A 14386-nucleotide genomic window follows, 5' to 3' on the forward strand; every position below is an offset into this window, starting at 1 on the left:
CATCATAATTTTTTATGAGCACACTATTAGAGAAGCATATTGTTGAACTACTTCAAGAACGTGATGAAAAAGCAATTTCATTACTTTATGATAATTATGCGGACACCTTGTACGGTGTTGCCTATAAAGTAGTGAAAGATGAAGATTTGGCCCAAGATGTGGTTCAAGAAAGTTTTGTGAAAATCTGGAAGAAATCAGATTCTTACGACGCTTCTAAGGCGAAGCTGTTCACTTGGTTATTTCGCATAACCAGAAATACCGCTATTGATAAGTTGCGAAGTATCAATACAAAATCAGATAAGGAAATCCAAATCGATGTTTCAGACGTATATAATCTAGGTGTTGACACTACTAGACCAGAGTTTATGGATGTCAAAGAACACCTTGAAAAAATTGAACCTAAGTACAAAGTTGTTCTGGATGCCTTATTTTTTGAAGGTATGACACAACAAGAAGCTAGTGATGAACTGGATATTCCGTTAGGAACCATAAAATCACGTTTGAAGATAGGCCTTAGGGAATTACGCAAGATTTACGGCGCCTCAATGGTGCTTTTATGGATGTTAAGTCTCTTAAAATGACAGAAAAGATTAAACTATTTTTAGATACCGATTTGTTGGAAAAGTATCTACTGGGCACAACCACGACGGAAGAATCACTTCAGGTCGAACGTTATATCGCGATGTACCCAGAAGTTCGCAAAACCTATAATGAGCTTCAAGAAAATCTTGAGACCTTTGCGAAAATCCATAAGCTAAAGGCCCCTGAAGGATTAAAGGAAAAAATCATTTCTAAAATACGTCAAGAAAAACGAGGTAAAAGTAAATTCTTCAGATACGCCGTCGCAGCGAGCATAGCCGCATGTATCTTTGCTGGATCGGCTTTTTTCTTTTACAATCAGAATAAGAGTTTGCAACAAGAGAATACCCTCGTCACCAATAAGATCAAAGATCTTGAAATGGATATGAAAGTGCAATTGGAGGATATTCGAAACCAATATATCGTGCTTAACAATCCGAATACGAAAAAGTACTCGGTCATGGGTAATAAAAAAGCGAAAGAACTCAAAGCGGTCGCCTATATTAACCCTGTAAAGAAGTTATCGTATATCAACGTGAGTAACTTACCGCAGTTGCCAGAAGACAAATGCTTTCAGATGTGGGCAGAGGTCAATGGGGAAATGGTGAATCTTGGGATCATCAGGGCTCTTGACAATAAAGACAAATTGTTCGCCCTGCCATATGCCGATAACGCAATTGGTTATATCACGATAGAACCGCAAGGAGGAAATTCTACCCCAACCGTTCAGAATATCGTGGCGAACATCAATTACTAACGGTACTTAAAGTAGTCACAAACTTTACTTGCTTAGCACACTATTTCGTATTTTTACCAAAATTTCCGGGTTATGAAATTAGTTCTATTAACAGTGGGTCTTCTAGCTTTGGCTTTTGCAGGAATAGCAATAAAAATCTGGTCAAAAAAAGACGGTAAATTTGCAGGTACTTGTGCAAGTCAAAATCCATTTTTGAATAAAGAAGGGGAAGCATGTGGTTTTTGCGGCAAATTACCGGATGAACAAGATTGCAAAAAAGATACTTTACCAGAACTGCAGTAAGTACCCACGCACTTTTCAAAAAATCCCCCTCATTTGAACAAGGCTGAAGAAAATTTAAAGGACGTCATCGCAAGGGCGAAAACGGGAAACCAAATTGCCTTCAGTTGGTTATTAGATCGTTTTTGGAACGAGGTCTATGGTTTTCAGTTGCGACGTACCAAAAATGAGAATGATGCCGAAGATATAACCGTTCAAACATTCTCGAAGGCTTTTGATAAGATAAATACATTTGACGAAGCCTACGAATTTGGAACTTGGTTGATTGCCATCTCCAAAAACATACACGTAGATTTAATCCGCAAGCGAAAAAAAAATGTGCTTACCGATAGCAAACATTCAAAAAACGATGAAGTCCATAAGATTCTTGATGAAAGTCCATCAGCAGAGGATAATTTGATCATAGAGCAAAATCTCGCTACCCTATTGGCACATATCAAAAAGTTAAAACCACATTATCAAAAAGTCATCAACCTGAGGTTCTTCAACGAAATGAGCTATGCCGAAATTGCCAATGAACTTAACGAGCCCGTGAATAATATTAAAGTAAAACTACTAAGGGCAAAAAAACTGTTGGCTGAAATTATCAAAACCAAATAAGAACTACACAGCAATAGCGCTAGATATGGAAATAGGTTCAATACGAACACCCTACCTTATCGATTTTTTATTACCAATGGGCAATTCGTATATTTACAACTTAAAAATTGACTATGGGTACCGAGGTTGCTGAACATGTAATACCACCAAAAAAAGGAAAACCAAAATGGTTGAGGGTAAAACTACCTACCGGAAAAAAGTATACCCAATTACGCAATCTGGTAGATAAATATGAACTGCATACGATCTGTACTTCAGGCAGCTGTCCAAACATGGGTGAATGCTGGGGAGAAGGCACTGCTACTTTTATGATTTTGGGTAATATCTGTACCCGTTCGTGTGGTTTTTGCGGTGTAAAGACAGGAAGACCTGAGAGTGTTGATTGGGCCGAACCTGAGAAGGTTGCCCGTTCCATCAAAATAATGCAAATCAAACACGCGGTATTGACTTCGGTGGATCGTGATGATTTGAAAGACATGGGGTCCATCATATGGGCTGAGACGGTTAAAGCCGTAAGAAGAATGAATCCAGAAACGACCCTAGAGACCTTGATACCTGATTTTCAAGGAATCGAAAGCCATCTTGACCGTATATTATCGGTACATCCGGAAGTCATTTCGCATAATATGGAAACGGTAAAACGTTTGACCAGGGAAGTTCGTATTCAAGCAAAATATGAGCGCAGCCTAGAGGTTTTACGTTACTTAAAAGAGCATGGCGCCAATAGAACCAAGTCTGGAATCATGCTTGGCCTAGGTGAGCTTGAAGAAGAAGTAATACAGACCATGAAAGACCTTAGGGAAGCCGAGGTAGATGTCGTTACCATAGGGCAATACCTACAACCCTCTAAAAAACACCTTCCTGTCAAACAATTCATAGTACCCGAACAATTCAAGAAATACGAGGAAATCGGACTCGAAATGGGTTTTAGACATGTTGAAAGTGGCGCTTTGGTAAGATCCTCATACAAAGCACACAAACATATTCATTAAGCCGTACCAAAGCCTGTTGCGGCTTTTAAAAAAATGCTTAACATGGGGCAATTGAACATTGGCATCAATGGTTTTGGAAGAATTGGGAGAACGCTATTCCGCTTGTTGTCAAAACACCCCGAACTTAATGTTGTGGCCATAAATGATATCGCCGATGCCAAAACACTTGCCCATTTGCTCAAATATGATAGTATTCATGGGGTCTTAAACGAACCTATTGAAGCCAAGGATAACAAATTGTTTTTTCAAGGTGCCAAAATCACAGTAATCAATGAACCAGACCCTAAGGGAATAAAGTGGGGTGATTATGAAGTAGACCTCGTAGTCGAAGCTTCAGGTAAATTCAAGAAACGAACTGATTTGGTACACCACTTAAAAAATGGGGCCAAAAAAGTCATTTTAAGCGTACCACCAGAGGATGAGGATATAAAAATGATCGTATACGGGGTAAACGAATCCAGTATTGACTCAAGCGACGATATCATCTCTAACGCTTCTTGTACGACGAACAATGCGGCACCCATGATAAGAGTCGTCAACGAACTTTGTGGAATAGACCAAGCCTATATTACCACCATACACTCTTACACTTCTGACCAAAGTCTTCATGACAAGCCACATCGTGACCTACGGCGTGCACGGGCCGCAAGTCAATCGATCATTCCGACTACCACGGGCGCGGCAAAAGCTTTAACAAAGATTTTTCCAGATTTGGGCGATGTTATAGGTGGTTGTGGTATTCGTGTTCCCGTTCCGAATGGATCGTTGACCGATATTACCTTCAATGTACAAAAGAAAGTCACCATTGATGAAGTGAACAATGCATTTAAAGCAATTTCAGAAAATGAGTTGAATCATGTACTTTACTATACCGAAGATCCCATAGTATCCATAGATATAAACAATAGTTGTTATTCTTGTACGTTTGATTCTCAGATGACTTCGGTTATTGGTAAGATGGTAAAGGTCATCGGGTGGTATGATAATGAAACGGGGTATTGTTCAAGGATAATCGATTTAATCAAGTTGCTTATAAACAAAAACTACATTTGAGTTTAAAAGATTTACATACGAGGCTTAAAAGTCGTTTCGTGGTTATGATCATCCTTTTAGTTTCTACTTTAAGGTTAACCGCGCAAGACCTTAATTCAAATAGCCCTTTTGAACAATATTTTGATAAAGCCCTCACCTATCAACATCAAAACAAGATAGATGACGCATTAAAAGTTTTAAAAAAAGCTGCGCAAATTGCTGAGGAAAAAGAAAACTTCAAAAACCTTTTAGATACACACCACAGATTTGCATTACTGTACCTAGAGTTGGACCAACCTGAAACCACTGAATTCTATTGGGACCGTGCTTCAGTATTATTAAAGGAAATCGAATACCCCTATGCGGATGCAGTCCATAAATTTATTGAGGCCAGACTGCTCTTCAAGGCAGAAAACAAATTTCAAGCCAGGCAAAAATTAGAAGAAGCGAGAAAACTCAATAATGACAAAAATTTATTGAACAACATTCTTTTATTGGAGGCTGATATTTTTGCCGTACTCGAAAATTATGACGAAGCAACAATCAATTACAATGCCTTGCTCGTTAATTCAGATGAAAAAGAGCGCGCTTTTTTGGCTACAAAGGCCAATTTGGGTCTAGCCAATCTTTACCTACAACAAGACAACCCCATTGAAAGTACGAAACATGCCGAGGCGGCACTTGAACTTTCGAACAAGCATGGTTACTATCGGGAAATTTTAGGGGCCAACAACTTTTTAACTAAGGTCTATGAGAACTTAGGCGAATACCAGAAATCACTGACCTACAATAAAAACATGACGTTTCTAAAAGATTCGCTTTTTAATATTGAAAAGGTGAAATTGGAGAATAGGACCGCAGAGAAAATAAAATTCAGCCAACAATCGAAGACCATTAAAGAGCAAGAGGCAAAAATTGAAGAACTCAACCAATCTGCAAACAGATCGGAAATAACGGCCATTTTAGCTTCTGCATTTTTGACGATAATTTCGATTTTGGCGGTCTCCCTATTCCGTAACAACCAAATAAAATTAAAAACCAACGATTTATTGCAAACCAAAAATAGCGAGCTGGAGACCGCACGTGATGCCGCGGTGATGGCTATGGAAGCCAAAACCAATTTCCTATCTACGGTTACACATGAACTGCGAACGCCTTTATACGCGGTCACGGGACTTACCCATTTACTTTTAGAGGAAAATCCTGAAGAGCACCAAAAAGAGCATTTGAAGTCTTTAAAATTCTCTGGGGACTACCTCTTGAATTTTATCAATGATATTTTGCAGATCAATAAAATTGATGCCGACAAACTAGAACCCCTGAGCATTGAGTTCAAACTGAAAAAAGTGCTGGCCGATGTCGTAGACTCTTTACAGCAAAATGCGAAAGATAACAATACCGTTATCGTTTTGGACTACGATAACAACATCCCCCTAAATTTATTGGGAGACCCCCTAAAACTCTCTCAAATAATCATGAATCTAGTGGGTAACGCCCTGAAATTCACTAAAGATGGAAAAGTGGAGGTCATCGCAAGGTTAAAAGAAAAGAACGATGACAACCTGAGGGTGTATTTTGAGATTACCGATACCGGTATTGGAATTTCAGAAGAACAACAGAAGAACATTTTTGACAGTTTTGAACAAGGTTCCGTACAAATCAATAGGGAATACGGTGGTACAGGATTAGGACTTACCATTGTCAAAAGCCTGTTGGGCCTCTTTGAAAGTAAGATACACCTCAGAAGTCAACTTGGTAAAGGAAGTTCCTTTTTCTTTGAACTTGACCTTAAATCAGATGAAAATTCGCTTGATGAGGTGCCGTTTGAGCTTACCGTAGAGGATTTTGATTTTGACGGATTGCATATCTTAATCGTTGAGGACAACAAAATCAATCAGGTCATTACCAAAAAGATGTTGAGTAAAAAGGGCATCACCTGTGACATCGCAAATAACGGGAATGAAGCCATTGATGCCGCTCAGGCCAATGCTTACGATGCCATTTTAATGGATATTCACATGCCCGGTATCAGCGGAACGGAAGCTACTGTTCAGATACGTAAATTCAATCCTGATATTCCAATTATAGCCTTGACGGCTATTTCAATGGACGATAGCCTAGATGAATTTTATGCAGCAGGCTGCAATGCTGTGGTCACCAAACCATTTAAACCAGAAGTGTTCTATCAAAAAATCGGGGAGAATGTCTTCAAGACCAATGTTAATGACGGTGTTTAAGGGTATGTTCCAAGGCTTTTAGCAACTTATTGGAGCCGCCGTCGAGAAATTCATGTTTTATTCCTAAATAATAGAGCCCCTCAACTTTTCCATTCAAACGGGTATGATCTTTTTCCGTAGTAATGATATAATCGTATTTACGAAATGATTGTAGTTCTTTCTCAGAGAAGAAATGATGGTCACTGAAATCAAAGTGCTTAAAATCAACGTTCAACGATTCTAAATGATGTACTAAGGGTTGGGGGTCGGCAATAGCTGTTACAAGGGCAACCCTATTACCAGAAACATCTGAAAAGCCCAGTTCACCGGTTTCCGATTTTAAAACCCCATCATAGCTCAAAGAAGCGAACAATACCGGTTTCCCGCAGTTGAGGTGTGTTTTCACCTCGTCCATCTTTTTCTCATCGATTGTACGTGGGCACTTGGTTACCACAACAACATCGGCCCGTTTCACTTGATTCTTAGAATCCCTTAGATTCCCCGTAGGTAAAAAGGTGTCATCAACATATAATTTGCCATAGGCAGTCAAAAGGACATTGAAGCTAGGTTTGATCTTTCGATGTTGAAAAGCATCATCTAAAAGTATCAACTCAGGTGCCAATTGTTCTTCCAAATTTTTAATTCCATTGCGCCGATCTGCATCCACGGCCAGAGAGATATTATGTTTTGAGAACAATTGAAAAGGTTCATCACCAAGATCCTCGACACTTGATGTTTCATTGGCCAGTTGAAAACCTTTTGATTTTCTCTTATATCCTCGACTAAGAACCGCTAACTTATGGTCATGTTGCAATTCACGTATAAAGTATTCGATCATCGGTGTCTTCCCCGTTCCGCCGACACTGAGATTACCAATACATATGGTAGGGGTTCTAAATGACCTTGATTCGAAAAATCCAATATCATACAGCAAGTTGCGAATATGTACTACGAGACCATAAACCAATGATACGGGATACGCTATTTTACGAAGCCAATGCATTGGGGCGAATTTATAATATTTTATCTTTATCAGGCTTAAAAAGAACGAAATGACCGTAAAGGATGTCACTGCACTACTAGAAGAAATTGCACCATTGGCCCATGCCGAAGACTTTGACAATGTCGGACTTTTGGTTGGCAACAACAATCAAAAGGTAAAGGGAATTCTTGTAACGTTGGATACCCTAGAAACCGTCATTGATGAAGCCGTACAAAAAAAATGTAATCTTGTGGTCAGTTTTCATCCGATCCTATTCAAGGGAATGAAGAAAATCACAGGGGAAACCTACGTGGAAAGGGTCATCTTAAAAGCGATTCGCAATGACATTGCGATTTACAGCATGCATACGGCATTGGATAATAGTCCTGTAGGGGTAAATGCAAAAATCTGTGAAGTCTTGGGAGTCGAAAAACCAAAAATCCTCATTCCAAAAAGAAACACGATAAAAAAATTGATTACATATGTTCCTAAAAAGGATGCGAAGACCTTAAGGGAAAAATTGTTTGAGGCTGGCGCAGGCACTGTTGGCAATTATAGTGACTGTAGCTTTAATGTTGATGGCTTCGGCACCTTTCGCGCAGGGGAAAACGCAAAACCGAAAATAGGTACGAAAGGTGTTTCATATACTGAAGAAGAGACACAACTGAACATAACCTTTGATATGGCCTTCGAGAAAAACGTTCTCGATACATTGTTTGAGCACCATCCTTACGAAGAAGTTGCCTATGAGGTTATTACACTTGAAAATAAAAATCAAAACCTTGGTATGGGAATGATCGGGGAACTCAAATCCCCCACAACCGAAATCGCGTTTTTAAATCATGTCAAAGAAGTGATGCATGCCAAGGGGATAAGACATTCAAGATTTCTGAACAAACCCATCAAAAGAGTTGCCGTATTGGGTGGTAGCGGTGCTTTTGCCATCGGTGCCGCTTTGCATGCAAGGGCAGATGTGTTCATTACGGCCGATCTTAAATACCATCAATTTTATGAGGCTGAAGGACGCATACTTATTGCTGATATCGGCCACTTTGAAACAGAGCAGTTTACAAAAAATTTATTGGTTGACTTTCTTACAAAAAAAATTCCTAATTTTGCGGTCACTTTATCGGAAAGTATAACTAATCCCATCAAGTATTTTTAATATATGGCTGCAAAACCTGAAGGAAGCGTAGAAGAGAAATTACGAGCACTGTACGATTTACAATTGATTGACTCAAGAGTAGATGAAATCCGTAATGTACGTGGTGAATTACCCTTAGAAGTTGAAGACTTGGAAGATGAGGTCTTAGGGCTCAAAACCAGAATGGACAAACTTAAATCTGATGTGGAGACGGTGAATTATGAAATCACTGCCAAAAAGAATCTCATTGAAGAATCAAAGGTGCTCATCAAAAAGTATGCAGAGCAGCAAAAAAATGTTCGTAACAGTAGGGAATTTAATTCTTTAAGCAAAGAAGTTGAATTTCAAGAATTGGAAATTCAATTGGCCGAGAAGAACATAAAAGAGTTCAAAGCACAAATAGAACAAAAGAAAGAGGTAATCGCGTCGACCAAAGAAGTTCTTTCTGAGCGCGAGACCCACTTAAAGCACAAAAAAGGGGAGTTAGATGCCATTTTGGCTGAAACCGAAAAGGAAGAATCCGCCCTTTTGAAAAAGTCTGAGGAATTTGAGGCAAAAATCGATGAGCGTTTGACCAAAGCGTATAAACGTATTCGCAATAATGTCAAAAACGGATTGGCGGTCGTACCGATTGAACGTGGGGCATCAGGTGGTTCCTTTTTCACCATACCACCCCAGGTGCAGGTAGAGATAGCCTCTAGAAAAAAAATAATCACTGACGAACACAGTGGCAGAATACTGGTTGACCCAACCCTTGCGGAAGAGGAACTTGAAAAAATGCAAAAACTTTTTAAAAAATTATAATTTTTTTACGGCGTTACAGTTTAAAACCATCTTGGAAACAAGGTGGTTTTTTTGTTTGTAATTTTACAAAATGAAATTAGTCGCGACCATCTTACTGTTACTTTTATACCATCCGCTTCAAGGGCAAGACCTCAGCACATATCAATGGAAGAACCGACTTGTAATCTTGGTCGGTGATACTACCGATGTCAAATTGAAAGAACAAAAATCAGTACTGCAAAACCGCAAAACTGAATTAGTGGAGCGGGATATATTGATTTTACCAATTGCAAATACGGAAAATTTTCAGATTGACCTAGAAGCGAATTTTAAGGGTCTCCTATTAATTGGTAAGGACGGTGGGGTAAAACTCAAAAGAGCATTTCCAGTTGCCATGACGGAACTATTCGAAATCATTGATAACATGCCCATGCGAAAGGCAGAAATCAAAAGGGATAAAGGTTAAGGCTTTAAAAGTGCTAATATTTTTCGTTCTATTTCAGGGGAATCCCATTTATCGGCAATATTGGCAACTTGCATGATTTCGTGCATTATCGCCTCTTGTCGGTCTCCGATGGCCAAGGCTTCAGCATAGGGCCTTTCTGAAAAAGTCACCCGACTATAAACAGGTATCCACTTATCAGGATGCTTGTCTGAAAAACGTTTTTCGATCTTCTTTTGAAGTAAAAACTTGGCATCAGCGGTTTTACTGCTCATTTCAATGAAGTTGCGATAGCTCAATGTTGCAATGGCGTCGGCATTTGGTTTCCTAATCTCTTGATATGTCGCGAAAATAGTTTCCCAATCGTTTTGATGTGTTTTTATAAGCTTATCAAGTTCAAAGATATCCTCAAAGCCAGCATTCATGCCTTGACCATAAAAAGGTACTATGGCATGGGCTGAATCACCGACCAGGGCTACTTTGTCCCAATAGGTCCATGGATAGCATTTCATAGTGACCATAGCACTGGTAGGGTTGTCGAAAAAATCTTTTGTGAGGTTTTCAATCTCTTTCCGAACATTCGGAAAGTAAGTCTTGAAAAATGCCTTTGCCTCATTTTTTGTCGTCAGTTTCTCAAAAGACACGTCCCCCTCGAATGGTAAGAACAAGGTACAGGTAAAACTACCGTCAATATTGGGCATGGCAATCAACATAAACTTACCCCGAGGCCAGATATGAAATGAATTTTTGTCAAGTTTATGGGTACCATCCGCATTGGGCGGAATGGTCAGCTCTTTATAGCCCACATCAATAAAATCTTGCGAGTAATCAAACCGGCTTCTTCGTTGCATTTTATGTCGCACCCTTGAAAACGCACCGTCACAACCAAAAATCAAATCAAATTGATACGCTTTCCACTCGCTTTTCTCCGATTCACCGGTGTAGACCTTCGCGTCTGGTAAACTGACATCCCATACTTTTTCATTAAACTTGAAAGTAACCCCCGTTTGCTCTGCTAGGTCGATCATCTTACGATTCAAGATACCCCTAGAGATGGACCAAATGGCTTCACCCTCTTTACCATATCGCTGAAAATAGACCGGCCTATCATGTACGTGCATAGCCCTTTTATCCAAGGGAATTGCGATTTTCTTGATTTCTTCCGCAATACCTACCTCTTCAAGGGCGCGCCAACCACGATTGCTCATGGCCAAATTGATGGATCGACCTGAAAATTCAATGGTGCGAATATCCGGCCTACGATCAAAGACCGTTATCGCATGACTATACCTTTTAAGGTAAATAGCTAATAATGAACCAACTAGTCCAGAACCTATTATCGCAATATTTTTGGGTTTTTGCTTCATGTTGACGCTAGTTTACGGGCACATCGAACCATAAAAATAATAACAATTTAGATAGTACTGCCCATCAGAAAAGAAGACACGAAAAATAGCAATTTTGTTTAATATTATTGTATTTTTATTGAACAAAATAATGCATCACAAAAGAAACCTACCGAGCAAACCATGTTGCGTATGCGGCAAACCCTTCTCATGGCGAAAGAAATGGGAAAAGAATTGGGATATGGTCAAATATTGTAGCGAACGCTGCAGAAGAAACAAAAATAGTAAATGAAGACCGAAGATAGTATTTCGACAGACCTAACCACCCTTTAAACCCCTAAACAGTATACATATAATGAATTTAGTATGGTTCCGTAATGATTTGAGGATAAACGATAACAACTCGTTGTATAAGGCCTGTCAGCAAGATAATGTAATGGCCGTATACTGTTTTGATCCAAGACATTATGAAATCGGGGAATTCGGATTCAAAAAGACCCAAAACTTTAGGGCAAAATTTCTTATTGAAACCATCACCGAACTAAAGGCCAATTTAACCGAATTGAACATCCCCCTCTTTGTATTTCATGGAAAACCAGAAAAGGTACTACCAAAATTTATTGAAACCCATGATATAACTACCGTATACTTACAGAAGGAGTGGACCACTGAAGAGACGTATGTTTTGAACGCCACAAAACGGAATAGCCCTAAAACAGTGGTTTTTGAAGAAGTATATGACCAATTTCTTTTTCATCCAGATGATATTCCCTTTCCTGATTTTCAAAAACTACCTGAAGTTTTCACCGACTTTCGCAAAAAATGTGAAAAGTATAGTACTGTAAGGGATTGTAGCAAAATACCCTTGAAGCGCGATCAACGAAACCTTATTTCAAATGATACCTATATTCCCTCGTTGAAGGATCTGGGACTCTCTGATTTTCAAAAGGATTCACGTACCGCGTTTCCCTTTAAAGGTGGTGAAAAAGAGGCCCTAAAGAGAGTACAAGACTATTTCTGGCAAACCAAAAAGCTCAGCTTTTATAAAAGAACGAGAAACGGTCTGGTAGGTATGGACTACAGCTCAAAATTAGCACCTTGGTTGGCCAACGGAAGTATTTCACCAAGAACGGTTTATTGGGAAGTAAAACGTTTTGAAAAGGAAATCGTAAAGAATCAGGATACCTATTGGTTGGTTTTTGAATTGTTATGGCGGGATTATTTTAAGTATGTATCGTTAAAACATGGCAGTAATATATTCAAGATACATGGAATTCTGGGTAAAAAGTATCAATGGAAAAATACTTCTGAGGAACTTGAAAAATGGATTACCGGAACCACCCCTGAACCTTTCATCAATGCCAATATGAAAGAGCTTGAACGAACAGGTTGGATGAGTAATAGAGGGCGACAAAACGTGGCCAGCTATTGGGCAAAGGAATTGAATCAAGACTGGCGCATTGGGGCAGCCTATTTTGAAAGTATGCTACTCGATTACGATGTACATAGCAATTGGGGCAATTGGATGTACAATAGCGGTGTGGGCAACGATCCCCGAGATAGAAAATTCAATATTCAGCTACAAGCCCAGCGGTACGACGGTAGTGGAAAATTTCAAAAACTATGGCTACAAGACACGCTGTTTTAATGACACACGGATCTATTGCCGGCATATGAGAACCAAAATATGAAAAAACTAAGATTAGTATTAGGTGACCAATTGAACCAACAGCACAGTTGGTTTAAAAATGTGAATGATGACACCATATATCTTATGGCCGAAATGCGTCAAGAAACGGATTACGTTAAACATCACATTCAAAAAGTCGTTTGTTTTTTTACCGCGATGAGGGCTTTTTGTGAAACGCTATCAAACGAAGGGCATCAATTCATTTACATGCGGATAACCGACAATGAAAATCCGCAGGATTTGGAAAAACTGATTGAAACACATGTCACTCAGGTCGGCGCTAAGAAATTCGAATACCAACTACCTGATGAATACCGATTGGATGAACAATTGAAACGTATCTGTGCTAAGCTTTCCATAGAAACCGCCGCTGTTGACACCGAGCACTTTTACACCGAAAGGTATGAGCTTAGGGATTTCTTCAAAGGTAAAAAACAACTTATCATGGAAAGTTTTTACCGTATGATGCGAAAAAAACATGACATCATGATGGTCAATGGTCAACCTGATGGCGGAAAATGGAACTACGACCATAGCAATCGTAAAAAATGGACTGGAAATCCTGAAATTCCAAACGAGCTCAATTTTGAAAAAGACATATCTGAACTGATTTCTGAAATAGAAAGCGCTGGTATCAAGACCTTCGGAAAGGTAAATCAAGAAAAGTTCAATTGGCCAACTACCCGAGAAGAATGCCTAAAGGTATTGCGCTTTTTTTGCGAGAAATTATTGCTCCATTTTGGGGATTTTCAAGATGCGCTTCATACCGACCAAAAGTTCTTGTTCCATTCACGACTTTCTTTTGCCATGAACAGCAAAATACTTACCCCGAAAGAAGTGGTCGATACCGTATTGGAGTATTACTACGAACATAGTGATGACATTGCCATCTCGCAAGTAGAGGGGTTTATACGACAGATTTTAGGATGGCGTGAGTATATGAGGGGTGTCTATTGGAAAGAAATGCCGGAATACAAAAAACTCAATAAACTGGATAACACGAATTCAATACCGAATTTCTTTTGGACAGGGGAAACAAAAATGAATTGTTTGAAACATGCCCTAAATCAAAGTTTAGAAGAATCTTATGCCCACCATATACAACGTCTGATGATCATTGGCAACTACGCCCTATTGACGCAATTACATCCCGATGAGGTAGACGAGTGGTACCTAGGGGTATATATTGATGCCATAGAATGGGTAGAAATCACCAATACCAGAGGTATGAGCCAATTTGCCGATGGTGGGATCGTAGCCACCAAACCTTATGTCAGTAGTGCCAACTATATCAATAAAATGGGCAATTATTGTAAGGAATGCCATTACAAACATGCCAAAAAAACCGGGGAAGATGCCTGTCCCTTCAATGCCCTTTACTGGAATTTTTTAGATGACAAAAAAGACTATTTTAAAAATAACCAACGCATGTCAATGATGCTAAACCTTCTAGGTAAAAAAGATGCAAAAGAACTTCATGAATTAAAAGAAAGGGCACAGATGGTCATTTCCAATCCAGACATGTTTTAAACTTTAAACCAGAA

Annotated in this window: 15 protein-coding genes; 13 read left to right on the forward strand and 2 right to left on the reverse strand. The window is 39.2% G+C overall.

The window, feature by feature from the left end:
• Positions 1 to 14 precede the first annotated feature (14 nt).
• The 7 genes from AACM45_RS05500 (at position 15) to AACM45_RS05530 (ending at position 6476) form a co-directional block, all read left to right on the forward strand.
• The gene (locus AACM45_RS05500; protein WP_339141293.1) at positions 15 to 581 is read left to right on the forward strand and encodes an RNA polymerase sigma factor; all 567 of its coding nucleotides are present in this window, start codon (positions 15 to 17) and stop codon (positions 579 to 581) included.
• The gene (locus AACM45_RS05505; protein WP_339141294.1) at positions 578 to 1336 is read left to right on the forward strand and encodes an anti-sigma factor; all 759 of its coding nucleotides are present in this window, start codon (positions 578 to 580) and stop codon (positions 1334 to 1336) included. Before AACM45_RS05500 ends, AACM45_RS05505 begins: the two co-directional genes overlap by 4 nt.
• 72 nt (positions 1337 to 1408) lie before the next feature.
• Positions 1409 to 1618 carry a membrane or secreted protein gene (locus tag AACM45_RS05510; RefSeq protein ID WP_339141295.1) on the forward strand — a complete coding sequence of 70 codons (210 nt, stop codon included), beginning with the start codon at positions 1409 to 1411 and terminating at the stop codon, positions 1616 to 1618.
• A 33-nt stretch (positions 1619 to 1651) separates the two neighbouring features.
• Complete coding sequence (locus AACM45_RS05515; RefSeq protein WP_339141296.1) at positions 1652 to 2215, forward strand: RNA polymerase sigma factor; 564 nt, start codon at positions 1652 to 1654, stop codon at positions 2213 to 2215.
• Positions 2216 to 2328: 113 nt separating this feature from the next.
• The gene (gene lipA / locus AACM45_RS05520) at positions 2329 to 3207 is read left to right on the forward strand and encodes a lipoyl synthase (protein WP_339141297.1); all 879 of its coding nucleotides are present in this window, start codon (positions 2329 to 2331) and stop codon (positions 3205 to 3207) included.
• 42 nt (positions 3208 to 3249) lie between these two features.
• On the forward strand, positions 3250 to 4260 hold the full coding sequence (gene gap, locus AACM45_RS05525) for a type I glyceraldehyde-3-phosphate dehydrogenase (RefSeq protein ID WP_339141298.1): 1011 nt from the start codon (positions 3250 to 3252) through the stop codon (positions 4258 to 4260).
• 44 nt (positions 4261 to 4304) lie between these two features.
• Positions 4305 to 6476: a hybrid sensor histidine kinase/response regulator gene (locus tag AACM45_RS05530; RefSeq protein WP_339141299.1), complete on the forward strand. Its 2172-nt coding sequence runs from the start codon at positions 4305 to 4307 to the stop codon at positions 6474 to 6476.
• Here the strand turns inward: AACM45_RS05530 and lpxK are convergent.
• Positions 6460 to 7458, reverse strand: a complete 999-nt coding sequence (lpxK, locus tag AACM45_RS05535; RefSeq protein WP_339141300.1) for a tetraacyldisaccharide 4'-kinase — start codon at positions 7456 to 7458, stop codon at positions 6460 to 6462. The genes AACM45_RS05530 and lpxK overlap by 17 nt on opposite strands.
• A gap of 49 nt (positions 7459 to 7507) precedes the next feature.
• On the opposite strand from lpxK, the gene AACM45_RS05540 reads away from it, so the two are divergent.
• From AACM45_RS05540 to AACM45_RS05550, 3 genes are all read left to right on the forward strand, one after another.
• Complete coding sequence (locus AACM45_RS05540; protein ID WP_339141301.1) at positions 7508 to 8602, forward strand: Nif3-like dinuclear metal center hexameric protein; 1095 nt, start codon at positions 7508 to 7510, stop codon at positions 8600 to 8602.
• A 3-nt stretch (positions 8603 to 8605) separates the two neighbouring features.
• A complete protein-coding gene (locus AACM45_RS05545; RefSeq protein WP_339141302.1) occupies positions 8606 to 9385 on the forward strand; it encodes a zinc ribbon domain-containing protein in 780 nt (259 codons plus the stop codon).
• A 70-nt stretch (positions 9386 to 9455) separates the two neighbouring features.
• Positions 9456 to 9830, forward strand: a complete 375-nt coding sequence (locus AACM45_RS05550; RefSeq protein ID WP_339141303.1) for a DUF4174 domain-containing protein — start codon at positions 9456 to 9458, stop codon at positions 9828 to 9830.
• On the opposite strand, the gene AACM45_RS05555 is transcribed toward AACM45_RS05550, so the two are convergent.
• Positions 9827 to 11173 carry an FAD-dependent oxidoreductase gene (locus tag AACM45_RS05555; protein ID WP_339141304.1) on the reverse strand — a complete coding sequence of 449 codons (1347 nt, stop codon included), beginning with the start codon at positions 11171 to 11173 and terminating at the stop codon, positions 9827 to 9829. The genes AACM45_RS05550 and AACM45_RS05555 overlap by 4 nt on opposite strands.
• Before the next feature lie 130 nt (positions 11174 to 11303).
• Between AACM45_RS05555 and AACM45_RS05560 the strand changes: the two genes are divergently transcribed.
• The 3 genes from AACM45_RS05560 to AACM45_RS05570 all read left to right on the forward strand — a co-directional run bounded on the left by AACM45_RS05560 (position 11304) and on the right by AACM45_RS05570 (position 14372).
• Positions 11304 to 11444, forward strand: a complete 141-nt coding sequence (locus AACM45_RS05560; protein ID WP_339141305.1) for a DUF2256 domain-containing protein — start codon at positions 11304 to 11306, stop codon at positions 11442 to 11444.
• 63 nt (positions 11445 to 11507) lie between these two features.
• Entirely contained in the window at positions 11508 to 12800 is a 1293-nt protein-coding gene (locus tag AACM45_RS05565) for a DASH family cryptochrome (protein ID WP_339141306.1), read from the forward strand.
• A 39-nt stretch (positions 12801 to 12839) separates the two neighbouring features.
• Positions 12840 to 14372, forward strand: coding sequence for a cryptochrome/photolyase family protein (locus tag AACM45_RS05570; protein ID WP_339141307.1), 1533 nt, complete (start codon positions 12840 to 12842; stop codon positions 14370 to 14372).
• Positions 14373 to 14386 lie beyond the last annotated feature (14 nt).

The organism is Croceitalea sp. MTPC5, from assembly GCF_036985505.1.
Taxonomy (GTDB): domain Bacteria; phylum Bacteroidota; class Bacteroidia; order Flavobacteriales; family Flavobacteriaceae; genus Croceitalea.